The organism is Arthrobacter crystallopoietes (genome assembly GCF_017603825.1).
GTDB classification, from domain to species: Bacteria; Actinomycetota; Actinomycetes; order Actinomycetales; family Micrococcaceae; genus Crystallibacter; species Crystallibacter crystallopoietes_B.
In genome coordinates, this window is the sequence record NZ_CP072014.1 from 2850025 (window position 1) to 2873530 (window position 23506).

The following is a 23506-nucleotide window of genomic DNA, read 5'->3' on the forward strand; positions in this document are numbered from 1 at the left end:
CCGACAACAAGACCAGAATCATTCACCTGGAGACGATGCACCTGGGTTCCGAGGAACTGCTGGTGGCTGCGAAGGTGACTATTGCCCACAGCGCATCAGGCCGCGAGATCGCCGAACAGATCGATGCAGCCGAACAGCCGATCCGTGAGGCTGTGCCGAATGCCCGCGTGATCTACTTGGAGCCGGATATCTTCCGTGCTGACAGAACATCCGCGGCTTCGGAATCAACAGGAGCATGACGCCGGCGATCAAGGAGGCCGGAAATAGCGGCAACTGCCAGTCCGAGGAACGCCAACCCGGCACCGACGAGGGCAGGTGCTTTGAATCCCCATCCTGCTGCGATGACAGCTCCTCCGAGGAAGGCGCCTAGCGCGTTCGCCATGTTGAGGGCCGAATGGTTCAGCGACGCGGCCAGTGTCTGCGCATCAGGCGAGGCATCCATCAGACGGGTCTGCAGTCCCGGGATGAGACTGGAGCCTGCGGCGCCAAGCAGGAAGACGAGCGGAACTGCCAGCCACGGGATACCCGCTGCTGCCCAGAACAGCACCAGCACGATAATGATCGCCGTCATGACTATGTAGATGCTGCCCATAACCGAGCGGTCGGCAAGCCGGCCGCCGACAAGGTTTCCAGCGACCATGCCGAGGCCGTACAGTCCCACGATCAGCGGCAGTGCCGATTCGGGCACGCCCGTGACGTCGGTCATGGTTGGGCTGATATACGAATACACCGCGAAAAAACCGCCGAAGCCGACGATGCCGATCAGCAAAGCCAGCCAGACCTGGATCCGTTTGAGTGCGCTGAGCTCCTTGCGGATGCTCGCTTCGGCATGGGTAGGAGTGAATGGGACGAAACGCTGGAGGAGGACGAGGGTAATGACGCCCATGACGCCCACGGCCACGAACATGAGCCGCCAACCGTATTGCTGGCCAAGCCACGTAACCAGCGGAACTCCGACAACGTTTGCCACCGAAAGCCCCAGCATGACGGCGGCCACGGCTTGGGCGCGCTTGGCCGGGGCAACAAGGGAAGCCGCGATCACGGCAGCGACGCCGAAGTAAGCGCCGTGGGGGAGACCGGACAGGAAGCGGGTCAGGAGCATTGTGGTGTAATCCGCTGCCACCACCGACGAGAGGTTGCCGATGGTGAACAACCCCATGAGCCCCAAAACCATGTATTTGTGTGGCACTCTGGCACCGAGTGCAGCCAGGATAGGCGCACCCACGACCACGCCCAGGGCGTAGGCCGAGATCAGCTGGCCGCTCTCGGGAATGCTGATTTGCAGACCCTCAGCCACGTCCTGGAGCAGGCCCATGATGGCGAATTCCGTTGTTCCAATACCAAATCCGCCTGCGGCCAGGGCGATAATCGCCCAAACAACATGGGTGCTGTTGCCGGGTTCTCTGACGGGTCGGGCGGATTTGGAAGTCATAAATGCAGAAGCTCTCGGTCGAAGTCAGGCGGCCAGCAGTCGGAGGTATAGGCGCAGGGCTTCTGCCGGCAGATGGTGGGAGTGCAACGCGCCGACGTCGTTGTCCATTTCCACTCTAACCGAGGCGACGGGCCGGTTCAGGGGAGGCACCGTACAGTCGGTAGACTCGGTTCCGTGGAACAGCCTCTAAAACAGATCGTCGGAGCCGCGATCCTGGACTCTCTTACGGAGCCTTCCGAACTCTTGGTCGCCCGGAGAACGGCACCGGAATCCTTGGCCGGCCTGTGGGAATTTCCCGGAGGCAAGGTGGAGCCGGGAGAAGGCTGCGAAGCAGCGCTTCTACGTGAAATCCGCGAAGAGTTAGGTGTCGACGTCCAGCTTGGCTCGGAGGTTCTAGGTCCGCTGGAACAGGGCTGGCAGCTTAACGGTACTGCCGCGATGCGGGTCTGGAACGCACGAATTCTCGACGGCGAACCTCGTCCGCTCGAGGACCACGACGAGCTGCGTTGGGTGCCCTTGCGGCACGCTGAACTCAACGCCCTGCCTTGGATTCCCGCCGATCTTCCGATCATCACGGCTGTACTGGAGACGGTGGAACAGGTAGACACCGCCCGATCCTGAACGGATGAATACGCCGATCCTGAACGGATGAATATGGTGGACTGAACGAAGAAGCCGGGAGAAATGCCGGAGCCAGGATCTGGGCGGGCTTCTTCCTGTTCGTGCTGCTGACTGAGCCACCACGGACTTTGCCTCGACGACTGCCGGCAGGGTGCCAGACGCTCAGAAAAGCGTGGGCTCCAAAGCAGGCGATGCCTCCGGGGTTGTATGTCCAGGGGCCGGAGCCTGCCCCTCGGCTGCCGGAACGGCCGTGCGGACGCGCAGATGGGCGGCGCCGCCGGATAGCGAGTAGCGGGTTTTGAGCTTTGCTACCCGTCCTGCCAGCCACTGGCGGTAGTCCTTGGAGGCGTAGGTGCCGCCGTTGTAAAGTCCGTGGTACCTGCCCACAAGCTCCGGGTATTCCCTGCCCAGCCACCGCAGGTACCACTCCCGCGCACCTGGGCGCAGGTGCAGGGCGCCCGCTGTGACGCCAGACGCTCCGGCAGCAGCCAGCTGGGAGAACAAGCGGTCCAAATGCTCGTCCCCGTCCGTAAGCCACGGCAGGATCGGCATGGCCATGACGTTGCAATTAAAGCCCGCGTCCGCAACCGCCTTGATGAGGTCCAGCCGGGCCTTGGGCGTGGGTGTCCCGGGCTCGACCTGCTGCTGAAGCCGCGCATCCGCAAAAGCAAGAGACACGCCGATTCCGATGTCCACACTTTCGGCGGCCTTGGCCAGGAGCGGCAGGTCCCGCTTCAGCAAGGGCCCCTTGGTGAGGATGGAGAACGACGTTCCGGAGTCGGCAAGAGCTTCGATGATGCCGGGCATAAGTTTGTAGCGGCCCTCGGCACGCATGTAGGGGTCCGAGTTTGTTCCCAGCGCAACTGGTTGCCGTTTCCACGATGGCCGGGCCAGTTCGCGGCGAAGCACTTCGACGATGTTTGTCTTGACAATGATCTGGGTGTCAAAGTCCCGCCCGGCATCCAGATCCAAATATTCATGGGTCTTGCGCGCAAAGCAGTAGGTGCATTGGTGCAGGCAGCCGCGGGTGGGATTGATGGTCCACTCGAACGGCATGGCCGACTGCGTAGGAACTTTGCTGAGCGCAGACTTGCAGACAATTTCGTGGAAGGTGACTCCGCTGAACTCGGGGGTTTGCGTGGAGCGCACCAGGCCTGCCATCTTCGCAAGGCCCGGCAACGCCAGATCATCAACAGAATCCAAAGCTTGCCCGTCCCAACGCATAAGACAATTCGAACACACGTTCGAGGTCTTCGGCAAGGGCTGCGCAGGTTCAGACTAGTTCTTCGTGCGTCGGCGCCGCACGGGACGCTCACAATAGCCCCCTTCGCGCAGGCCTGCCCACCGTTCGAAGATGTTGCGCGAGGCGAGATCGCCGGTTCGCAGCAGCGACCAGAGCGCGGCCACGCCATACAGCGGCAGGAAAGGCAGTCCCAAGCAGCAGGCGTACTGGGTGCTGTGGCGTGCCTCGTGACCCATCAGGACGGAATTGGCGGCCAGATGCGCGGCGGTCGGGCGGAGCAGTACCACGTTTCCCAGCGTGAAGGCCGATGCTTTGGGCACCGGCCAGGTGTAACCCTGCGCAACAAGCAGGCCGCGGGGCCCGGGCTGGAGGGAACATCCCGCCGCCTTCGCTACGGCGAGTCCCACCAGGGTGGAGAGATTGATCAGGTTCAGGTAGCGGCGCAGGCGCTCACCGGCGGTCATGCCAACATCATAGGTTCTGCAGGTGCGGCGCCTCCCGGAGGGCGTGTCCGTCGATGGGCAGCAACTGGCGTCCGCTCCCACGATGTCGGAGGTGTCGGCACTGTCCACTAGACTGTTTGTGCTGAGACATGACCGATGTGCCGGGCACCTGAAGCGCTGCCATAGCGTATTCGAGGCACCTGTTCATGAGCCGAAGACACACCTGCATACAGAATCAATAGGTAAGAACATACATGTCTGAAACCACACTGGGGACTGAGACCCCGCAGGCCGCCGCGGCGCCGCATCCGCTGGACGAGGCAGCCATTGGCGCCGCCGTCGAGCAGGCGCTGGCCGCGATTGCCGCTGCCGCCAACCTTGAAGAACTGAAGGCCGCCCGCATTGCCCACACCGGTGAGAAGTCGCCGCTGAGCCTGGCCAACCGCGAGATCGGCAAGCTCGCCAAGGAAGAAAAGGCTGCGGCCGGCAAGCTTGTGGGCCCGGCGCGAGGACGGCTGAATAAGGCGCTGACTACCCGTACCGAGGAGCTCGAGGCGGAGCGGGATGCGCAGATCCTCGTGGATGAGGCCGTGGACGTTACGGCTGCCCCGCGCCGTCGTCGTGCTGGTGCCAGGCACCCGCTGTCCATTCTGCAGGAACGCGTGAGCGACATCTTCGTCGGCATGGGCTGGGAAATCGCCGAAGGTCCCGAGGTGGAGTCCGAGTGGTTCAATTTCGACGCGCTGAACTTCAAGCCGGACCACCCCGCGCGGGAGATGCAGGACACCTTCTTCGTGGAGCCGCCGGAAGCCCACCTGCTGATGCGTACGCATACTTCGCCGGTCCAGGTGCGGTCCATGCTGGAGCGCGAGGTGCCGATTTACGTGCTCTGCCCGGGCAAGGTGTTCCGCACCGACGAACTGGACGCCACCCATACACCCGTGTTCCACCAGTTCGAAGGCCTGGCCATCGACAAGGGCCTGAGCATGGCTGACCTGCGCGGGACGCTGGAGCACTTCGCCCGGCAGATGTTCGGCGCCGACGCCAGCATCCGGCTGCGTCCGAACTTCTTCCCCTTCACCGAGCCTTCCGCGGAGCTGGACATCTGGCATCCGGGTGCCAAGGGCGGCCCGCAGTGGATCGAGTGGGGCGGCTGCGGCATGGTGCACCCCAACGTGCTGCGTGCTGCCGGAATCGATCCCGAGGTCTATTCGGGCTTCGCCTTCGGCATGGGCATCGAGCGCACGCTGATGTTCCGCAACGAAGTCGGCGACATGCACGACATGATTGAAGGCGATGTACGGTTCAGCGAACACTTCGGGATGGAGATCTAAGTAATGCGTATCCCACTTTCCTGGTTGCGCGAGTATGCCCAGGTACCGGCGGAAGCAACCGCTGAAGACGTCATGGCCGAACTGGTCAAGGTTGGTCTCGAAGAGGAGGACGTTCACCGTCCGCTCGACGAACTGAAGGGCCCGGTAGTCGTCGGGCAGGTGCTCTCGGCCGAAAAGGAACCGCAGTCCAACGGCAAGACCATCAACTGGTGCCAGGTCCGGGTGGTGCCGGAGGGCCAGGAGCAGACCCTGACCGGAGACGGCATCGACCCCTCCGGGGTGCAGGGCGTTGTCTGCGGCGCGCACAACTTCGAGCCGGGGGACAAGGTTGTCGTCACCCTGCCCGGCGCCGTGCTGCCCGGTGACTTCAGGATCACCCCGCGCAAGACCTATGGCCACGTTTCCGCCGGCATGATCGCTTCCGTGCGGGAGCTCGGCATCGGTGATGACCATGACGGCATCCTCGTGCTCGGGACCCTGGGCCTGGATCCCGAAATTGGGGCGGACGCCCTCGAGGTGCTCAGCCTCTACGACGAGGCTGCCGAGATCAACGTGACCCCGGACCGCAGCTACTGCTTCTCCATTCGTGGCGTGGCCCGCGAATTCGCCCATGCTACGGGTACCGGGTTCAAGGATCCGGCCGCCGCCGTCGTCGTCGATCCTTCCACCGGCCCCGGCTACCCTGTCCGGCTCGAAGACCAGGCACCCATTTACGGCAAGCCCGGCTGCGACAGGTTTGTCGCCCGCACGGTGCGCGGCGTGGACCCCACCCGGCCGACGCCGACCTGGATGGCTTCGCGACTGCGCCTGGCCGGGATCCGTTCCATCTCGCTCGTGGTGGACATTTCCAACTACGTCATGCTCGAGCTGGGCCAGCCGCTGCACTTCTACGATCTGGACCGGCTCCAGGGCGACATTGTGGTGCGCCGCGCCAACGCGGGGGAGACGCTGCGGACGCTGGACGACAAGGTGCGCAAGCTGGATCCCGAGGACCTGCTGATCACCGACGATTCCGGTGCAATCGGCATTGCCGGTGTAATGGGCGGGGCAGCCACCGAGGTCTCGGACAGCACGGTCAATGTGCTCATCGAAGCGGCTCATTTCGAAGAGGTCAGCATTGCCCGCTCCCGCCGCCGCCACAAGCTGCCCTCCGAGGCGTCCAAGCGCTTCGAGCGGGGCGTGGACTGGCAGGTGGCCGACGAGGCCGCGCAGCGCGCCGTGGACCTGCTGACCGAGCTGGCCGGCGGTACCGCGGACACCACGGTGACCGACGCCGGGCAGGAACCGGCCGCCGTTGTTATTGATCTGCCGGCGGGCTTTGCGGCCGAAAGGATCGGCATCGACTTCACCGAGGAACAGATCACCGTGGCGCTTACGGACCTCGGCGCGGATGTTGAAAAGTACGACGGCGGGTACAGGGTTACGGCGCCGAGCTGGCGTCAGGATCTGGAGATCAAGGAAGACCTGGCTGAGGAGATCGCCCGCCTGGTCGGCTATGACAACATCCCGGCGACCCTGCCGGTGGCGCCTCCCGGGCGCGGCCTGACGCGCGTGCAGCAGCAGCGCCGGCGCGTCATGCAGGCGCTCGCGGACGCGGGTCTGACCGAGGTGCTTTCGTACCCGTTTGTCACCAAGGCCGCCAATGACACCTTCGGTGCCGCGGCGGACGGCGAGGAACGCAGCGCGCTCAAGCTGGCCAATCCGCTCAGCGATGAACACGGCTATCTGCGCACCTCCGTGCTGCCGGGGCTGCTGGAAACGGCGCGCCGGAACCACTCCCGCGGCTTCCGTGACCTGGCCCTGTACGAGGCCGGGCTCGTCTTCCTGCCCAACGGCCGCCTCGGCTCGGCGGAGATCCCGCCGCTGGGCGTGCGGCCCCCGGAGGAGGTGCTGGACGAACTGTATGCGGGCATTCCCGAGCAGCCGCTGCACCTTGCGGCTGTCTTCATGGGCCACGATTCGCCCGCCGGCGCCAACCACACCCCGCGTCCCTGGGATTGGGCGGACGCGCTGGATGCAGCGCGGCTGGTGGGTGACGTGCTCGGCGTCGAACTGGTAGTGGAGCAAGGTTCGCACCAGGCCTTCCACCCGGGCCGTACGGCGAGGATTTCGCTGCGCAACGGCCAGAGCGTGGGCTACGCGGGCGAACTGCACCCGAAGTTGCTCGCCGCGCAGGACCTGCCCGAACGCACTGTAGCGCTGGAGCTGAACGCGGACGCGCTCTTCGATGCAGCCCCGGACGTTATCGTCGCCAAGCACCTTTCCACCTACCCGGTGGCCACGCAGGATGTGGCGCTGGTGGTGGATGCGGACACGGCCGCGGAGGCAGTCCGGGAGACCCTGCGCGAGGGCGCCGGCGAACTGCTGGAGGACATCGCGCTCTTCGACGTGTACGCCGGCACAGGCATTGAAGACGGCAAGAAGTCCTTGGCCTTCGGGCTGCGCTTCCGCGCCGATGACCGCACGCTGACGGCCGATGAGGCCTCGGAGGCCCGGGCCGCCGCGGTGGCTCTGGCCGCCGAACGGTTCGGCGCCGTCCAGCGTTAAGCAAAGAGCGAACTGAACAACGACGGCGGGGCGCGCCTTGGTAGGCCCCGCCGTCGTTGGCGGTCTTGGAGGTAAGTGTATGAGGGGTGAGGTCATCCTGCGGCTGGTCCGCCTGGCCGATTCCGGTTCCGGCATGTCCAGCCGCGGCTTCCGCCGGGGTGCCATCCGCAACCTGTCGCGTGACGCAGTGCGTCGCCTGGCCGCGGATGAGCTCGACGTCGAAACCGAACGTGTGCAGTTGGCGTTCGACTGCCGGGACTGCCTGCGCGGCAACGATGGAAGCCATGGCCAGCCGTACCTGCTGCTGGACGGAAATCCTGCGCCCGTTCGGGTCAGTTACAGCCGCAGCGGGGGCTGGCTGCTGGCCGCGCTGTCCTTCCGGCCGGTGCTCCTGGGTGTGGACCTGGAGGACACCGGATCGGCGGCCTTCGGCGAGGCCGACAACATCGACGCCGTGATGCTCACCCACGACGAACGCGCCCTGCTCGCCCGGGCTGTTGACCGCCGGCGCCTCCGCGCACAGCTCTGGACACGGAAGGAAGCCGTGCTGAAATCCACCGGCCACGGCCTGCGCCTTGCCCCCGATGAGGTAGGGGTGGCGGATGCGGAAGGAAGCGCACTGCTGACCATCTGGCCCGGTTCCGCCGGGGAACGGCCGGGCGTGCAACTCGTGGACCTGCAGCTCACCCCGGCCATGGCCGACGGGACGGCCGTCCCGTCAACGCTGACCGCGGCTCTCGCCATCGGCGGTTCGGCCGACCCGGGTGTTATTTTCCGGGAAACTCTGGCAGTGCCGCGCTGACCAGCCATGGCTCCAGGAGCGTGGCGGCGGAAAAGTCCGGCCGCCCCGCTTCCGAGTCAGCGAGCTCGATGAACTGGCTTGTTGAGACGGATCCGTGCCGGTAGTCGGCGCACCAGCGGCGCAGAATGCGGAAAAACGGCTCGTCGCCGAGCGCGGTCCGCAGGGCGTGCAGGGCCAGGGCACCGCGTTTGTAGACCCGGTCATCGAACATCAGCTGCGGACCCGGATCGCCCACGGTGATGTCCTGTTTGAGCGCTGCGAGCATTTGCCAGGCGGCTTTGGCACGGCCGGCGGCAGGCAGGGAGCCGGAGGCCTCGGACCAGATCCACTCGGAATAGCACGCGAAGCCTTCGTGCAGCCAGATATCTTTCCAGCTTGCTGCCGTCAACGAATTGCCGAACCACTGGTGCGAGAGCTCATGCGCGATCAGGCGCTGCGCCTCCCACCCGTTGTCCAGGTGGTTGCGGCCGATGATGGACAGCGACTGGGCCTCCAACGGGATTTCCAGTTCGTCCTCGGCCACCACTACGGTGTACCGGTCAAAGGGGTACGGGCCGAAAGACCGGACGAATACTGCCATCATGTCTTCCTGCCGGGACAGGGCCGCGACGGCGTCCGTGAGCAGCGGTGCAGGCGCTGCGACCAGCTGGGCCGCGACGGCATCGCCCTCCGGGCCGGCTGGCCCCGGAGGCACAAGATCCTGCAGGACGTACCGGCCTATCTGGAGCGTGGCCAGATAGGTTGCCATGGGTTCGCGCATTTCATAAACCCAGGTTTCCCGGGAGGCCTTTTTATGGTGGCCTACCAGTTCGCCGTTGGCCACAGCGCGGTAGCCGGCGTCCGTGGTTGTGCTGATGCGGAAGGTAGCTTTCTGGCTGGGGTGGTCGTTGCAAGGGAACCACGAGGAGGCGCCGTCGGGCTGCCCGGCGACCAACACGCCGTCGGTGAGTTCCTCCCACCCCACCTCGCCCCAATCGCCGTTAATCGGTGCGGGAGTGCCTTCGTAGCGGATATCCAGTACCAGCCGGGTCTCTGCGGGCAGCGGTTCCTTCAGTGCGAGAACCAGTTTGCCGTTGCGCTGCGACGTTTTCCTGGGGCGTTGCCCGTTGACCTGGACGCGGCTGGCCTGCAGCCCGGTCAGGTCCAGTTCCAGCCGGCTGGTGTCCCTGAGCGTGCGTCCGGTGAGCACGGCGCGTCCGGCCAGCCGGTTGGACGCCAGCTTGCACTCCAGGTCAAGGTCATAGTGCGTGACGAGCAGGTCGCCGGTGCCGCGGCCCGGAAGATAGGGATCCGGCAGCGGCGCAGACACAGCTGCCGGCAATGCAGCGGCAGGACCATCGGCTGAGGCATCGGCGGGACTTGATGATAGGCAGGTCATGAGGTGGTAAACGTCCAAGGTCGTACGGGATTGCCCATCCAGTAGCTCGCCGCGGGCACGGTCTCTCCCCGCATCACCAGGGAAGCCGGGCCAACGGTGGCGCCGTCGGCAAGGGAAGCGGCCGGCAGGATGACTCCGTGCGGGCCCATCGTGGCGCCGGCTGCGAGTTCCACCGTATCAATGCTCATGATCCGATCGTGGAACAGGTGGGTCTGGACCACGCAGCCGCGGTTGACTGTGGCACCATCGCCGAGCCTGACCAGGTCCGCCTCGGGGAGCCAGTAGCTCTCGCACCAGACGCCATGGCCGATCTTCGCGCCCAGCGCCCGCAGCCACCAGACCAAAGCGGGTGTGCCGGCTGCGGCGCGGCCGAACCACGGCGCGCTAACCAGTTCCACAAACGTGTCCACCACTTCATTCCGCCAGATGAACGAGCTCCACAGCGGATGCTCGCCGGGCTTGATCCGCCCGACCAGGAGCCACTTGGCCAGCACCGAAGTGCCGGCCGCGGCGGCGCCGGCCAGCATCAGTACCAGGCCGCCGGCGAGGGCGGCGGCGAGGTAGCCGTAGGTTCCGGCCAGCCAGTCAAAGACCGCGAGAACCACCAGGGCCAGTGCCACGGTGACGGCCACCGGAACAAAACGGCACAATTCCCAGAGTGTGCGCGCCAGCTTAAGCCTCGCCGGCGGGGCGAAGGTGCGGCTGGAATCCGCTTCGATGGAGGTCCGGCGCAGGCGTACCGGCGGGCTGCCCAGCCAGGAGGAACCGGCCTTGGCCTTCGACGGTGTGGCGGACAGGACGGCAACCAGCGAGTTCTTCGGCACGCGCCGTCCGGCCGCGGTCATGCCCGAGTTGCCCAGGAAGGACCGCTTGCCGATCTTGGCCGGGGCGATCTTCATCCACCCGCCGCCAAGTTCATACGAGGCCACCATGGTGTCGTCCGCCAGGAAAGCACCCTCGCCGATGGTGGTCATCTTGGGAACCAGCAGCACGGTGGATGCCTCTACGTTGCGGCCTACCTTGGCGCCCAGCAGGCGCAGCCAGACGGGGGTAAACAGGCTCGCGTAGATGGGGAAGAGGATGTCGCGCGCCATGTCCAGCACGCGTTCGGTGGCCCAGACCTGCCAGCCCACCCGGCTGCGCACCCGGTGATAGCCCTCCTGCACGCCGAGCCCCAGCAGGCGGACCGTAACGAGAACCAGCACCAGGTTGGTCAGGAACCAGACCAACGCCGCGGCCGGCACGGCGGCGAGCAACGGCACAAACGCGGCCCACAGGCTGCTGTTGCCGGGCACCAGGAAAATAACGACGGCGATCGCGGCCGCCGCTGCGGCAAAAGGGATCAGCGCCAGGGCAGCGGAAGCCAAGGGGTAGAAGATGCTCCACAACGGGCTCGATTTTGCCGGGGGTTCCGGCCAGGCGTGCTTTGACTTGCCGGTGCGTTCGGCGGGGGAGCCGGAGAAATTGAGACCGGCCTTGACCTTGCCGGTGACAGCGGAGCCGGGCTCCACGGTGGCGCCGGCACCGATGCTGGTGCCCGGCATGAGCGTACTGCGCGCCCCGATGGTGGCCCCGGCCCCCACGCTGATGGCACCGATATGGACCCTGTCGCCGTCGAGCCACCAGCCGGAGAGGTCTACCTCGGGTTCGACGGACGCCCCCCGGCCCAGCGTGAGCAGGCCGGTCACCGGCGGTACCGAGTGCAGATCCACGTCCCGGCCGATGTCGGCACCGAGAGCGCGTGCGTAGTACGGGACGAAGGGGGCACTGGCGAGGGAGACGGCCGATGCCATGTCTGCGATCTGTTCGGCCAGCCACAACCGCAGATGCACCCGGCCCGAGCGCGGGTAGGTACCGGGCCGGAGCCCCCGCAGCAGCAGCCGGGCGGCGAGCACGGAGATGGCCATCCGCCCGGGCGGGCTGACAAAGACGGCCCAGCTGGCAAGGACCCACCACCAGGACAAGGTCGGCGCCGCCGTCAGCACGCCCAGGAGGGACAGTGAGTTGTTGAGGATCATCAGGTACGTCAGCCAGCGCATGCCGACCAGGACAGTCAGCGGGATCCCCATCAATGTCTGGAAGATCTGGCTCTTGCGCTGCGTGCGCCGGACCTGCCGTTCCCTCGGCTCGGCCTGCACTCCGTCCGGAACCGACTGGCGCGCGGCCTCAATGAGGGCGCCGATGCGGGGATGGGCGTAGATCTCCGACACGGCAATGGTGGGGTACCGGACCCGCAGGGCCGACACGAGCTGGGCCGCAGCCAGCGAGCCCCCGCCGCTGGCGAAGAAGTCCGCATCCAGCGAGGCGACCGGCAGGCCGAGCACCGAACTCCACTGCTGCGCAATCCAGGCGGCGTCCGCCTCCAGCCGGAGCTCTCCTGCGCCGTCGGCCGGCTCGGAGCCCGGCAGCGGCCAGGGCAAGGCGTTGCGGTCCACTTTGCCGCTGGTCTTGGTGGGCAGGGTGTCGACGACGGCCAGCAGCGGGATCAACGGAGCCGGCAACTGGCCGCCCAAGAGCTCGCGGGCGCTGTCGACGTCGTAATCAGCGGGCGCCGCCAGGTAGCCGACCAGGATCTGGTTGCCCGCGGCGGTGGTCTTCACCGCGGCCGCGGCGCCGGAGACGCCGGGCAGGGCCTGCAGGGCGCTGTCCACTTCCCCGAGTTCAATCCGTCGGCCGCCGAGCTTGACCTGCTCATCCGCCCGGCCGACAAAGAGCAGGCCGGCCGGGTCATAGGTGACCAGATCGCCGCTGCGGTAGGCGCGCGCCCAGCCCAGGGACGGCATCGGCGCGTACTTCTCCGCGTCCTTTGCCGGATCGAGGTAGCGGGCCAGGCCCACGCCGCCGATGATCAGCTCGCCCGTGCCGCCCTCGATGACCGGAACGCCATCGGAATCCACCACGGCCAGGTCCCAGCCGTCCAGCGGCAGGCCGATCCGCACCGGACCGTCCCCGCCCAGCGGCGCGGCGCAGGCCACCACGGTTGCCTCCGTAGGGCCATAGGTGTTCCAGACATCGCGGTCCGCCACGGCCAGCCGGCGTGCCAGTTCCGGCGGGCAGGCTTCGCCGCCGAAGATGAGCAAGCGGACATTTTCCAACGCCTCGGCCGGCCACAGTGCGGCCAGCGTCGGCACCGTGGAAACCGCCGTAATTCCGCGGCTGAGCAGCCACGGGCCCAGATCCATGCCGCTGCGGACCAGGGAGCGCGGCGCCGGCACGAGGCAGGAGCCATGCCGCCAGGCGAGCCACATTTCCTCACAGGAGGCATCGAAGGCCACCGAGAGCCCGGCCAGCACCCGGTCCTGCGGACCCAACGGCTCATGCGGCAGGAAGATCCGGGCCTCGGCGTCCACAAAGGCGGCGGCGGACCGGTGGGTGACAGCAACGCCCTTCGGCGTCCCGGTGGAGCCGGAGGTGAAGATCACCCAGGCATCGTCTGCCAGCTCGGCCGGCCGCGGATTCGGGAACGGCGCCGGACGCTCCGGCGACGTCACGATTTCGCCATCGGCTTTCAGAATGCCGGCCACTTTGGCCTCGCTGAAAACCAGCCGGGCGCGTTCATCGGGGTCATCCGCATCGACCGGGACGTAGGCCGCGCCGATGTACAGGGTCGCGAGAATGCTGACATACAGTTCGCGCGTGCCGGAAGGAATCCGAATGCCCACCTTGTCGCCCGCCCCGAGCCCGGCCTCATGCAGCAGCTTCGCCTGCCGGCGGACGGCCTCCAGCAGTTCGGCGTAGCTCAGGGGCTGCTGCCCATCGTCCAGCGCCGAAGCGTCCGGGTAGGCCTCCGCGCTCGCCGTCAGGATGTCTATCAGGGTCCGGGGCGGGGGAGCGCTGCCGGCACCGGGCAGCTGGGGTTCATGCACAATCACTTGAACACCATGGCCAACGAAGGTGAACAAGAGGTGGCCTACCGGCCGGTACCAGGCCCAAAAGTGGCGAAGGTTACGGGATCAACAGGAGTTTGCCGGTGGTGCGGCGGGACTCGAGGTCGGAGTGCGCCTGCTCCGCCTCGGCCAGCGGGTAGCTCGCGCCCACCCGGATCTGGAGCGAACCGTCCAGGACCGCGGCGAAAAGCTCCTCCGAGCGCCAGCGGCGTTCTTCCGCGGTGAGCAGGTGGTCGGCCAGCTTGGGCCGGGTCACGAACAGCGAGCCGGCCGCGTTCAGCCGTTGCAGGTCGAACGGCGGAACCTGCCCGGACGCGCCCCCGAAGAGCACCAACGTGCCGCGGATCCGCAGGCTGGCGAGCGAGCCGTCGAACGTATCCTTGCCCACGCCGTCGTACACCACGTCCACACCAGTGCCGCCAGTCAGCTCGCGCACCTGCTCCGCGAAGCCGTCGTAGCGCAGTACTTCGTCCGCTCCTGCTTCCCGTGCCAGCTTTTCCTTTTCATCGCTGGAGACCGTCGTGATGACCCTGGCACCCTTGGCCTTGAGCAGCTGGGTCAGGACCAGGCCCACGCCGCCGGCACCAGCGTGCGTCAGCACGGTCTGGCCGGACTGGACCTTGAAGCTCGAATTGACCAGATAGTGCGCCGTCATGCCCTGGAGCGGAATGGCCGCGGCTGTCTCGTCGCTGACCCCGTCCGGGACAGGCAGGGCGCCGTCCGCGTCAACGAGCGTATACTGCGCATAGCCGGCGCGTGCCTCGGAGGTGGCCACCCGGTCGCCGGCGGCAAAACCCGTAACGCCGTCCCCGCAGGCCTCGACGGTCCCGGCGATCTCGCTGCCTGGGGTGAACGGGAACCGGACCTTGTACACGCCGCTGCGCTGATAGGTGTCGATAAAGTTCACGCCCGCGGCCGCAACCTTGACCAGCAGCTGGCCCGGGGCCGGTGTGGGGATCTGGACCTCCTGCAGCTGCATAACCTCGGGTCCTCCGGGCGCTTCGGCAACTATTGCTTGGGCCATGGCGTGTGGTCCTCCTGTAATCAACCGCGCACGCGCGTGCCGCGGCAGCTAGACTGGCGTTTTCGCGCACCTGCAGTCTCCGCTGCAGATGCTGGCTTCATCGTATCGTGCATAATTATGACCTCCTGTGAATAAGTTTTCCTGTATAGTGACCTTATGACTTTTTCGGTAGCTGTTTCCGGTGCCAGTGGCTATGCTGGCGGAGAAGTGCTCCGCCTGCTGGCCAGCCATCCAGAGGTCTCCATCGGGGCCATCACGGCGCACAGCAATGCCGGCTCGCGATTGGGTGCGCTCCAGCCGCACCTGCATACTCTGGCCGAGCGTGAGCTGACGGAAACCACCGTGGAAAACCTGGCCGGGCACGACGTCGTCTTCCTGGCGCTGCCGCACGGTGCCAGTGCGGAGATCGCCGCCAAGCTGCCCGAAGAGACCTTGGTGATCGACGCCGGAGCGGACCACCGGCTGGAAGACCCGCTCGTGTGGGAAAAGTTCTACGGCACGGTCCATGCGGGCACCTGGCCATACGGCCTGCCCGAGCTGCCGGGCCACCGCGAACGCCTGCGCGAGGCTAAACGGATCGCCGTGCCGGGCTGCTATCCCACCAGCTCGCTGCTCGCCCTGACACCGGGCTTCAGCGCCGGCCTGCTGGAAACCCAGGACGTGGTCATCGTTGCCGCGTCGGGGACTTCCGGGGCGGGCAAGTCGGTCAAACCGCATCTGCTGGGCTCCGAGGTCATGGGCGGCATGAGTCCGTACGGCGTCGGGGGTGGACACCGGCACACGCCCGAAATCGAGCAGGGCCTTTCCGCTGCCGCCGGCGAAACCGTCCAGGTTTCCTTCACGCCCACGCTCGCGCCGATGAGCCGCGGCATCCTGGCCACCGCCACGGCCCGGGTGAAGCCGGGGACCGACGCCGCAGCGCTGCGCCGGGCCTGGGCCGAGGCCTATGCGGACGAGGCCTTTGTGCACCTGCTGCCGGAGGGTCAGTGGCCGCACACCAAGTCGGTCCAGGGCTCCAACCACGTAGCCATCCAGCTGGCCTTCGACGAGCATGCCGGCCGCGTGATCGTCAGCTGCGCCATCGACAACTTGACCAAGGGCACCGCCGGCGGCGCAGTCCAGTCCATGAACATCGCCCTCGGTCTTGAGGAGACCGCCGGCCTGACCCACCAGGGAGTAGCACCGTGAGCGTCACCGCTGCACAAGGTTTCCGCGCCGCAGGCGTGACCGCCGGGCTGAAGGCCTCCGGCAATCCGGACGTGGCCCTGGTGGTTAACGACGGTCCCGCCAGATCGGCCGCCGCAGTTTTCACCTCCAACCGCGTGGCCGCTGCCCCCGTCCACTGGTCCCGGCAGGCGATTAGCGACGGCCGGGCGGACGCCGTGATCCTGAACTCCGGCGGGGCCAACGCCTGCACCGGCCCCGAAGGCTTCCAGAACACCCACAGCACCGCGGAGAAAACCGCCGCACTGCTGGGCATTTCCGCCTCCGATGTGCTGGTGTGCTCCACCGGGCTGATCGGCGAGCAGCTGCCCATGGACAAGCTTCTTCCCGGCGTCGAGGCTGCCGCGGCGGCCCTCAACAACGACGGCGGCGCTGACGCCGCCACCGCGATCATGACCACCGACAGTGTGGCCAAGCAGTCGCGGTTCGACGGCTCGGGCTACGTGATCGGCGGTATGGCCAAGGGCGCCGGCATGCTGGCCCCCGGCCTGGCCACCATGCTGGTGGTCATCACCACCGACGCCCATGTCGAAGCCCCCGCCCTGGACATGGCCCTGCGCGAGGCCACCCGGGTGACCTTCGACCGGACGGACTCGGACGGCTGCATGTCCACCAACGACACCGTAGTCCTGCTGGCCTCCGGTGCCTCCGGCGCGGTCCCGGACCTGGCCCAATTCAGCGCCGGACTGACCACCGTCTGCGCCGACCTGGCCCGCCAGCTGATTACCGACGCCGAGGGCGCCAGCCACGACATCGCCGTCACCACCATCAATGCCGCGTCCGAACGGGATGCGGAGGTGGTCAGCCGTGCGGTGGCCCGGTCCAACCTCTTCAAGACCGCCATCTTCGGCAAGGACCCCAACTGGGGCCGCGTGCTCTCCGCCGTCGGCACCACCGACGCAGTCTTTGAACCGGACCAGCTGAACGTCACCATGAACGGCGTGCAGGTGTGCCGCAACGGCGGCGTGGGGGACTCCCGCGACCTCGTGGATCTGGAAGCCCGCGAGGTCATCGTGATGATAGACCTGAATGCCGGCAACGAGTCCGCCACCATCTGGACCAACGACCTCACGCACGACTACGTGCACGAGAACTCCGCATACTCGAGCTGAGGTACCGATGAACACGATGCTTGTAGCTCAGGACAAGGCGGGCACGCTGATCGAAGCGCTGCCGTGGATCCAGCGCTTCGCCGGGACCACCATGGTCATCAAGTACGGCGGCAACGCCATGGTCAACGATGAGCTGCGCAGGGCTTTCGCCGAGGACATCGTCTTCCTGCACCATGTGGGCATCAAGCCAGTGGTGGTGCACGGCGGCGGCCCGCAGATCAACGCTATGCTTTCCAAGCTCGGCATTGAATCCGAGTTCAAGGGCGGCCTGCGCGTGACCACGCCGGAGGCCATGGACGTGGTCCGGATGGTGCTCACCGGCCAGGTAGGCCGGGAACTGGTCGGCCTGATCAACTCGCACGGCCCCTACGCCGTCGGGCTTTCGGGTGAAGACGGCGGTCTGCTGCAGGCCGTGCGCACCGGCACGGTGGTGGACGGCGAAGAGGTTGATCTGGGCCTCGTCGGCGAAGTAGTCGGTGTGAATCCTTCCGCCATCCTGGATCTGCTTGAGGCCGGCCGGATCCCGGTAATCTCCACCGTGGCCCCGGAGATCAACAACGACGGCGAAGGCACCAACCAGGTGCTGAACGTCAACGCGGACACGGCCGCGGCTGCCGTGGCCGATGCCCTGCATGCCTCGCGCCTGGTGATTCTGACCGACGTCGAGGGGCTGTATGCCAACTGGCCGGACAAGTCCTCGCTGATTTCCTCGCTGACCGCCTCCGAGCTGCGGAACCTGCTGCCGAAGCTCGAGTCCGGCATGATCCCCAAGATGGAAGCCTGCCTCAAGGCGGTCGACGGGGGAGTGGAGCGTGCCGCGGTGGTCGACGGCCGGATGGCGCACTCGATCCTGCTTGAAATATTTACGGCTGCCGGCATCGGCACCCAAATTGTTCCGGACGGAGACGAGAAATGAGTGAGGCAATCCAACAGGCAGCAGCACAGCCGGCGGCCGGCTCGGCGTCGGAACTGGCCAGCCTCGACGGGCTGCACAACCAGGAACTGCTGGCCCGCTACAACCAGTCGCTGATGGGCGTGTTCGGCACGCCGCAGCGCGTGCTGGTCCGCGGCAACGGCTGCACCGTCTGGGACGCCGACGGCAAGGAGTACCTGGACCTGCTCGGCGGCATCGCCGTGAACGCCCTGGGCCATGCGGACCCGTTCATCACCAGCATCATCTCCAGCCAGCTGTCCACGCTGGGCCATATTTCCAACTTCTTCACCAGCCCGACGCAGATCGCGCTGGCCGAAAAGCTGCTGGAGCTGGCGCAGGCCCCGGCCGGTTCGAAGGTTTTCTTCGCCAATTCCGGCACGGAGGCCAACGAGGCGGCCTTCAAGCTGGCCCGCCGCAACTCCACCGCCACGCGGAACAGGATCATCGCCCTGGACGGCGCCTTCCATGGCCGGACCATGGGCGCCCTCGCGCTGACGGCCAAGCAGGCCTACCGGGAACCGTTCGAGCCCCTGCCCGGCGGCGTGGAGCACATCCCCTTCGGCGACGTGGACGCGCTGCGGGCCGCAGTCGACGGAACGGTGGCCGCCGTCGTTCTTGAGCCGATCCAGGGCGAAGTCGGGGTACGGCCGCTGCCTGCCGGCTACCTCAAGGCCGCCCGCGAAATCACCCGCGAGGCCGGCGCGCTGCTGATCCTGGACGAAGTCCAGACCGGCGTGGGGCGCACCGGCAACTGGTTCGCCTATCAGGGCAGCGTGGCCGGCGGCGAGGACATCCTTCCGGACGCCATCACCCTGGCCAAGGGCCTGGGCGGCGGGTTCCCCATCGGCGCCATGGTGACGTTCGGCGAGCAGGTTTCCACCCTGCTGACCGCCGGACAGCATGGCACGACGTTCGGCGGCAACCCGGTGGCAACCGCCGCCGCGCTGGCCACGCTGCACTCGATTGAGGCCCGGCAGTTGCTGCAGCATGCGAACGACGTCGGCGCGCAGCTTCGTACCGCGTTGGCTGGTATCGACGGCGTCACCGAGGTCCGAGGCGAGGGCCTGCTGATCGGCTTCGACCTGGTCGAGGAGGTTGCCGCACCGGCCGTCCGTGCAGCGTTGGAGGCCGGATTCATCATCAACAACCCCGGTCCGCGCACGCTGCGCCTCGCGCCGCCGCTGATCCTCACCGGCACGCAGGCTGGGACTTTCATCCAGGCGCTGCCCGCCATCCTGGCAGCAGCAGCCGAAACTGCCGCCGAAACCACTGCCGCGGCCCACCCCGCAGCCCCCAACGCCGATGCCCCGAAGGACACGCCATGATCCGCCACTTCCTCAAAGACACCGACCTGAGCCCGGCCGAACAGCTCTCGGTGCTGGACCTGGCCGCGCAGATGAAGGAGTCGCCGTACCTGTACCAGCCGTATGCCGCGGAGGGTGCCGGGCGCAAGACCGTGGCGGTGATCTTCGACAAGACCTCCACCCGGACCCGGCTGTCCTTCGCTACCGGCGTGGCGGATCTGGGCGGCGTGCCGCTGATCATCAATCCGGGCGAATCCCAGATGGGACACAAGGAGTCCATTTCGGACACCGTCAAGGTTCTGGAGCGCATGGTCTCGACCGTGGTCTGGCGGACCTACGCCCACTCCGGACTCGAGGAAATGGCCGCCGTCTCGCGGGTGCCGGTGATCAACTCGCTCTCCGACGACTACCACCCGTGCCAGCTGCTGGCGGACCTGCTCACCATCAGGGAGCACAAGGGCGAGCTCGCCGGTCTGACCATGACGTACTTGGGGGATGCGGCCAACAACATGGCCAACTCCTACCTGCTGGCCGGCGTCACGGCGGGCATGCATGTACGCATCGGCGGACCGGCTGGCTACCTGCCTGCTGCCGACGTCGTCGCCGAAGCCGAGGCGCGCGCCGCGGAAACCGGCGGCTCGGTACTCATTACCTCCGACGCGGCCGAGGCACTGGCCGCTGCCGACATCGTCGCCACCGACACCTGGGTCAGCATGGGCCAGGAGGAGGAAAAGGCCCAGCGGCTGGAACTGTTCAGGGACTACGCCGTGGACGCAGCGGCGATGAAGCTGGCCGCGCCGGACGCCATCGTGCTGCACTGCCTGCCGGCCTACCGCGGTTACGAAATCGCGGCCGACGTGATCGACGGCGAGCAGTCCGTGGTGTGGGATGAGGCAGAGAACCGGCTGCACGCTCAGAAGGCCCTGATGGCCTGGCTGATGGACAAGGCCGGTTTGGCACCGCTGCAGAAGCTTTCTTGAAGGCGCTGAAGGAACAACAGGCCGTGACCAGCATGCCCACCACCAAGACCGCCCGCCAGGCCCGTATCACAGCGATCCTGACCGGGCAGTCCGTGCGTTCGCAGGCAGAGCTCGCGGCGCTGCTCGCTGCCGAAGGCGTCCAAGTGACGCAGGCAACCCTGTCCCGCGACCTGGTGGAACTCGGTGCTGTGCGCGTGCGCAGCCAGGACGGCGCGCTGGTTTACGCCGTCAGGTCCGAGGGCGGTGAGCGCGCCCCGCAGGCCGGCATCACGCAGGAGATTCTGGATGCCCGCCTGGCTAAGCTGTGCGCGGACCTGCTGGTTACCGCCGAGGCCTCCGGCAACCTGGTGGTCTTGCGGACACCGCCCGGAGCCGCGAACTTCCTGGCCCTGGCCATCGATCATTCCGTCATGCCCTCCGTGCTGGGCACCATCGCCGGTGACGACACCGTGCTGCTGGTGACCAGGGACCCTAACGGCGGCGCCGACCTGGCCGCCCGCTTCCTGCAGTTCGCGGACGAGCCCGCCCGCAACAGCCAGACCTGAATACATTCCAACCCTGCAAAGCATTAGGAGCACACCCCAAGTGACTGACCGCATTGTTCTGGCCTACTCCGGTGGCCTCGACACCTCCGTTGCCATTGGCTGGATCGCCGAGGCAACCGGGGCCGAAGTGATCGCCGTCGCGGTGGATGTGGGGCAGGGCGGCGAGTCGCTGGAAACCATCCGGCAGCGGGCCCTGGACTGCGGCGCCGTCGAGGCCTACGTGGCCGATGCCCGGGACGAGTTCGCCACCGAATACTGCATGCCGGCGCTGAAGGCGAACGCGCTGTACATGGACGCCTACCCGCTGGTTTCCGCCGTCTCCCGTCCGGTGATCGTCAAGCACCTCGTGGCGGCGGCCAACAAGTTTGGCGCCACCACCGTTTCCCACGGGTGCACGGGCAAGGGCAATGACCAGGTCCGCTTCGAAGTGGGCATCCAGACCCTGGGCCCGGAGCTCAAATGCATCGCCCCGGTCCGCGACCTGGCGCTGACCCGTGACAAAGCGATTGCCTACGCGGAAGCCCGGAACCTGCCGATCGTCACCACCAAGAAGAACCCGTTCTCCATTGACCAGAATGTCTGGGGCCGGGCCGTGGAGACAGGCTTCCTCGAGGACATCTGGAACGCGCCCACGAAGGACGTGTACGACTACACCGCCTCGCCGGAATTCCCGCCGGTGGCCGATGAAGTGGTCATTACGTTCAAGGAAGGCATCCCGGTCGCCATCGACGGACACGCCGTGACCCCGCTGCAGGCCATCGAGCAGCTGAACCACCGCGCCGGCGCCCAGGGCGTGGGCCGGATTGACATCGTTGAAGACCGACTGGTGGGCATCAAATCCCGCGAAATCTACGAGGCCCCCGGCGCTATGGCACTCATCGCGGCGCACAAGGAACTCGAAAACGTCACCATCGAGCGTGAGCAGGCCCGCTTCAAGAAGACCGTGGGCCAGCGCTGGACCGAACTGGTCTACGACGGCCAGTGGTTCTCGCCGCTGAAGCGATCGCTGGACACCTTCATCGACGACACACAGCAATATGTCAGCGGCGAGATCCGGCTGGAACTGCACGGCGGCCGCGCCACCGTGACCGGACGCCGCTCGGACACCGCCCTGTACGACTTCAACCTGGCCACCTATGACAGCGGCGATACGTTCGATCAGTCCATGGCCCGGGGCTTCATCGAGATCTTCGGTCTCTCCTCCAAGGTCGCGTCCGGACGCGACCAGCGCGCAGCGGAAGGCAACTAAGAATGGCACACGGAACCAATGAAGGCGCACTCTGGGGCGGACGCTTTGCCGGCGGCCCCGCGGACGCGCTGGCAGCGCTGAGCAAGTCCACGCACTTCGACTGGCGTCTGGCGCTCTACGACATCAACGGCTCGCGCGCCCACGCCCGGGTGCTGCACAAGGCCGGACTGCTTGACGACGGCGAACTGGCCGGCATGCTGGCGGCGCTCGATGAACTCGACGCCGATGTCCGCTCCGGTGCCTACGTCGCCGCCGAGTCGGACGAGGATGTGCACGGCTCGCTTGAGCGCGGCCTGATCGAGCGGGCCGGCACGCAGCTCGGCGGCAAGCTCCGCGCGGGCCGGTCCCGCAACGACCAGATCGCCACGCTGGGCCGGATGTACCTGCGCGACCACGCCCGCATCATCGCCGGCGGCGTCCTTGCCACGGTGGACGCCCTGATCGGTCAGGCCGAGGCGCACCACGGTGTGGCCATGCCGGGCCGCACGCACCTGCAGCACGCGCAGCCGGTGCTGCTGAGCCACCATTTGCTGGCCCATGCCTGGGCGCTGCTCCGCGACGTGCAGCGGCTGGCCGACTGGGACAAGCGCGCTGCGGTTTCGCCCTACGGCTCCGGCGCCCTCGCAGGGTCTTCGCTGGGCCTGGACCCGAACGCCGTCGCGGCCGACCTAGGCTTCGACTCCGCGGCCTGGAACTCCATCGACGGCACCGCCTCCCGTGACGTCTTCGCCGAGTTCGCCTGGGTGTCCGCCATGATCGGCGTGGATCTGTCCAGGATCTCGGAGGAAGTCATTTTCTGGGCGACAAAGGAATTTTCCTTCGTCACGCTGGACGACTCCTACTCCACCGGATCCTCTATCATGCCGCAGAAGAAGAACCCGGATGTGGCTGAACTTGCCCGCGGCAAGGCCGGTCGCCTGATCGGCGACCTGACCGGGCTGCTGGCCACGCTCAAGGGTCTGCCGCTGGCCTACAACCGGGACCTGCAGGAAGACAAGGAACCCGTTTTCGACGCGGCGGACACCCTGGAATTGCTGCTGCCGGCAGTCTCCGGCATGATCGCTACGCTGAAGTTCAACACCGAGCGGCTCGAGTCGCTGGCTCCGCAGGGCTTTGCCCTCGCCACGGACATCGCCGAGTGGCTGGTCCGCCAGGGCGTGCCGTTCCGCGAGGCGCACGAACTCTCCGGGGCAGCCGTAAAGCTGGCCGAAAGCCGCGGCGTCGAGCTGTGGGATCTCAGCGATGAGGACTACGCCGGTATCTCCGCGCACCTGACCCCGCAGGTGCGTGAGGTCCTGAGCGTGGAAGGTTCGCTGAACAGCCGCAGCTCCCAGGGCGGCACCGCTCCCTCCGCGGTCGCCAGCCAGCTGGAGGCGCTGAAGGCGCAGCTGGAGCCGGTGCGCGCCTACGCCGCGGGCGCCTGACCACCGCGAAAACCAACTAACGA

18 protein-coding genes and 1 pseudogene are annotated in these 23506 nt (G+C 66.8%); 13 read left to right on the plus strand and 6 right to left on the minus strand.

Annotated features, from left to right (window positions below):
• Positions 1 to 5 precede the first annotated feature (5 nt).
• A pseudogene (locus tag J5251_RS20685) lies at positions 6 to 239 on the plus strand (cation diffusion facilitator family transporter); the annotation flags it as partial.
• Here the strand turns inward: J5251_RS20685 and J5251_RS13120 are convergent.
• A complete protein-coding gene (locus tag J5251_RS13120) occupies positions 173 to 1432 on the minus strand; it encodes an MFS transporter (RefSeq protein WP_208574205.1) in 1260 nt (419 codons plus the stop codon). The pseudogene J5251_RS20685 and the gene J5251_RS13120 sit on opposite strands and share 67 nt — an antisense overlap.
• Positions 1433 to 1606: 174 nt before the next feature.
• Between J5251_RS13120 and J5251_RS13125 the strand changes: the two genes are divergently transcribed.
• Positions 1607 to 2053 carry a (deoxy)nucleoside triphosphate pyrophosphohydrolase gene (locus tag J5251_RS13125; protein WP_240793140.1) on the plus strand — a complete coding sequence of 149 codons (447 nt, stop codon included), beginning with the start codon at positions 1607 to 1609 and terminating at the stop codon, positions 2051 to 2053.
• A gap of 162 nt (positions 2054 to 2215) precedes the next feature.
• On the opposite strand, the gene J5251_RS13130 is transcribed toward J5251_RS13125, so the two are convergent.
• Positions 2216 to 3277: an Rv2578c family radical SAM protein gene (locus J5251_RS13130; RefSeq protein WP_208574206.1), complete on the minus strand. Its 1062-nt coding sequence runs from the start codon at positions 3275 to 3277 to the stop codon at positions 2216 to 2218.
• 54 nt (positions 3278 to 3331) lie between these two features.
• Positions 3332 to 3760, minus strand: coding sequence for a hypothetical protein (locus tag J5251_RS13135; RefSeq protein ID WP_139006024.1), 429 nt, complete (start codon positions 3758 to 3760; stop codon positions 3332 to 3334).
• Between the two features lie 233 nt (positions 3761 to 3993).
• Here J5251_RS13135 and pheS point away from each other — a divergent pair, with 233 nt between their 5' ends.
• From pheS to J5251_RS13150, 3 genes are all read left to right on the plus strand, one after another.
• Positions 3994 to 5073 (plus strand): phenylalanine--tRNA ligase subunit alpha, encoded by a 1080-nt coding sequence (gene pheS / locus J5251_RS13140; RefSeq protein ID WP_139006025.1) that lies wholly within the window; start codon positions 3994 to 3996, stop codon positions 5071 to 5073.
• A 3-nt stretch (positions 5074 to 5076) separates the two neighbouring features.
• Entirely contained in the window at positions 5077 to 7620 is a 2544-nt protein-coding gene (gene pheT / locus J5251_RS13145; protein ID WP_139006026.1) for a phenylalanine--tRNA ligase subunit beta, read from the plus strand.
• A 79-nt stretch (positions 7621 to 7699) separates the two neighbouring features.
• Positions 7700 to 8422, plus strand: a complete 723-nt coding sequence (locus J5251_RS13150; protein ID WP_139006027.1) for a 4'-phosphopantetheinyl transferase family protein — start codon at positions 7700 to 7702, stop codon at positions 8420 to 8422.
• Here the strand turns inward: J5251_RS13150 and J5251_RS13155 are convergent.
• The 3 genes from J5251_RS13155 to J5251_RS13165 form a co-directional block, all read right to left on the minus strand.
• Positions 8388 to 9800 carry a M1 family metallopeptidase gene (locus J5251_RS13155; protein ID WP_208574207.1) on the minus strand — a complete coding sequence of 471 codons (1413 nt, stop codon included), beginning with the start codon at positions 9798 to 9800 and terminating at the stop codon, positions 8388 to 8390. The two genes, J5251_RS13150 and J5251_RS13155, sit on opposite strands and share 35 nt — an antisense overlap.
• The gene (locus J5251_RS13160) at positions 9797 to 13672 is read right to left on the minus strand and encodes a Pls/PosA family non-ribosomal peptide synthetase (RefSeq protein WP_432264400.1); all 3876 of its coding nucleotides are present in this window, start codon (positions 13670 to 13672) and stop codon (positions 9797 to 9799) included. The genes J5251_RS13155 and J5251_RS13160 overlap by 4 nt, the downstream gene beginning before the upstream one ends.
• 73 nt (positions 13673 to 13745) lie before the next feature.
• Entirely contained in the window at positions 13746 to 14711 is a 966-nt protein-coding gene (locus tag J5251_RS13165; RefSeq protein ID WP_139006028.1) for a quinone oxidoreductase family protein, read from the minus strand.
• 156 nt (positions 14712 to 14867) lie between these two features.
• Here J5251_RS13165 and argC point away from each other — a divergent pair, with 156 nt between their 5' ends.
• The 8 genes from argC to argH are packed head-to-tail and all read left to right on the plus strand — an operon-like array spanning position 14868 to position 23483.
• Positions 14868 to 15899 carry an N-acetyl-gamma-glutamyl-phosphate reductase gene (gene argC, locus J5251_RS13170; protein ID WP_139006029.1) on the plus strand — a complete coding sequence of 344 codons (1032 nt, stop codon included), beginning with the start codon at positions 14868 to 14870 and terminating at the stop codon, positions 15897 to 15899.
• Entirely contained in the window at positions 15896 to 17047 is a 1152-nt protein-coding gene (gene argJ, locus J5251_RS13175; protein ID WP_139006030.1) for a bifunctional glutamate N-acetyltransferase/amino-acid acetyltransferase ArgJ, read from the plus strand. The genes argC and argJ overlap by 4 nt, the downstream gene beginning before the upstream one ends.
• A gap of 7 nt (positions 17048 to 17054) precedes the next feature.
• Positions 17055 to 17963, plus strand: a complete 909-nt coding sequence (gene argB, locus J5251_RS13180; RefSeq protein ID WP_139006031.1) for an acetylglutamate kinase — start codon at positions 17055 to 17057, stop codon at positions 17961 to 17963.
• On the plus strand, positions 17960 to 19306 hold the full coding sequence (locus tag J5251_RS13185; RefSeq protein ID WP_208574208.1) for an acetylornithine transaminase: 1347 nt from the start codon (positions 17960 to 17962) through the stop codon (positions 19304 to 19306). The genes argB and J5251_RS13185 overlap by 4 nt, the downstream gene beginning before the upstream one ends.
• Complete coding sequence (argF, locus tag J5251_RS13190; RefSeq protein ID WP_208574209.1) at positions 19303 to 20265, plus strand: ornithine carbamoyltransferase; 963 nt, start codon at positions 19303 to 19305, stop codon at positions 20263 to 20265. The genes J5251_RS13185 and argF overlap by 4 nt, the downstream gene beginning before the upstream one ends.
• Positions 20266 to 20288: 23 nt before the next feature.
• Positions 20289 to 20810 (plus strand): arginine repressor, encoded by a 522-nt coding sequence (locus J5251_RS13195; protein ID WP_139006034.1) that lies wholly within the window; start codon positions 20289 to 20291, stop codon positions 20808 to 20810.
• Positions 20811 to 20850: 40 nt separating this feature from the next.
• Positions 20851 to 22059 carry an argininosuccinate synthase gene (locus J5251_RS13200; RefSeq protein WP_208574210.1) on the plus strand — a complete coding sequence of 403 codons (1209 nt, stop codon included), beginning with the start codon at positions 20851 to 20853 and terminating at the stop codon, positions 22057 to 22059.
• A gap of 2 nt (positions 22060 to 22061) precedes the next feature.
• Positions 22062 to 23483 (plus strand): argininosuccinate lyase, encoded by a 1422-nt coding sequence (gene argH / locus J5251_RS13205; protein WP_208574211.1) that lies wholly within the window; start codon positions 22062 to 22064, stop codon positions 23481 to 23483.
• Positions 23484 to 23506: the final 23 nt, after the last annotated feature.

Coding starts and splice junctions, on each gene's coding strand:
- J5251_RS13155 (WP_208574207.1), bottom strand. CDS start 9,800: ATGACCTGCCTATCATCAAGTCCCGCCGATGCCTCAGCCGATGGTCCT.
- J5251_RS13120 (WP_208574205.1), bottom strand. CDS start 1,432: ATGACTTCCAAATCCGCCCGACCCGTCAGAGAACCCGGCAACAGCACC.
- J5251_RS13165 (WP_139006028.1), bottom strand. CDS start 14,711: ATGGCCCAAGCAATAGTTGCCGAAGCGCCCGGAGGACCCGAGGTTATG.
- J5251_RS13150 (WP_139006027.1), top strand. CDS start 7,700: ATGAGGGGTGAGGTCATCCTGCGGCTGGTCCGCCTGGCCGATTCCGGT.
- pheT (WP_139006026.1), top strand. CDS start 5,077: ATGCGTATCCCACTTTCCTGGTTGCGCGAGTATGCCCAGGTACCGGCG.
- J5251_RS13135 (WP_139006024.1), bottom strand. CDS start 3,760: ATGACCGCCGGTGAGCGCCTGCGCCGCTACCTGAACCTGATCAATCTC.
- pheS (WP_139006025.1), top strand. CDS start 3,994: ATGTCTGAAACCACACTGGGGACTGAGACCCCGCAGGCCGCCGCGGCG.
- argC (WP_139006029.1), top strand. CDS start 14,868: ATGACTTTTTCGGTAGCTGTTTCCGGTGCCAGTGGCTATGCTGGCGGA.
- J5251_RS13130 (WP_208574206.1), bottom strand. CDS start 3,277: ATGCGTTGGGACGGGCAAGCTTTGGATTCTGTTGATGATCTGGCGTTG.
- argF (WP_208574209.1), top strand. CDS start 19,303: ATGATCCGCCACTTCCTCAAAGACACCGACCTGAGCCCGGCCGAACAG.
- argH (WP_208574211.1), top strand. CDS start 22,062: ATGGCACACGGAACCAATGAAGGCGCACTCTGGGGCGGACGCTTTGCC.
- J5251_RS13185 (WP_208574208.1), top strand. CDS start 17,960: ATGAGTGAGGCAATCCAACAGGCAGCAGCACAGCCGGCGGCCGGCTCG.
- argB (WP_139006031.1), top strand. CDS start 17,055: ATGAACACGATGCTTGTAGCTCAGGACAAGGCGGGCACGCTGATCGAA.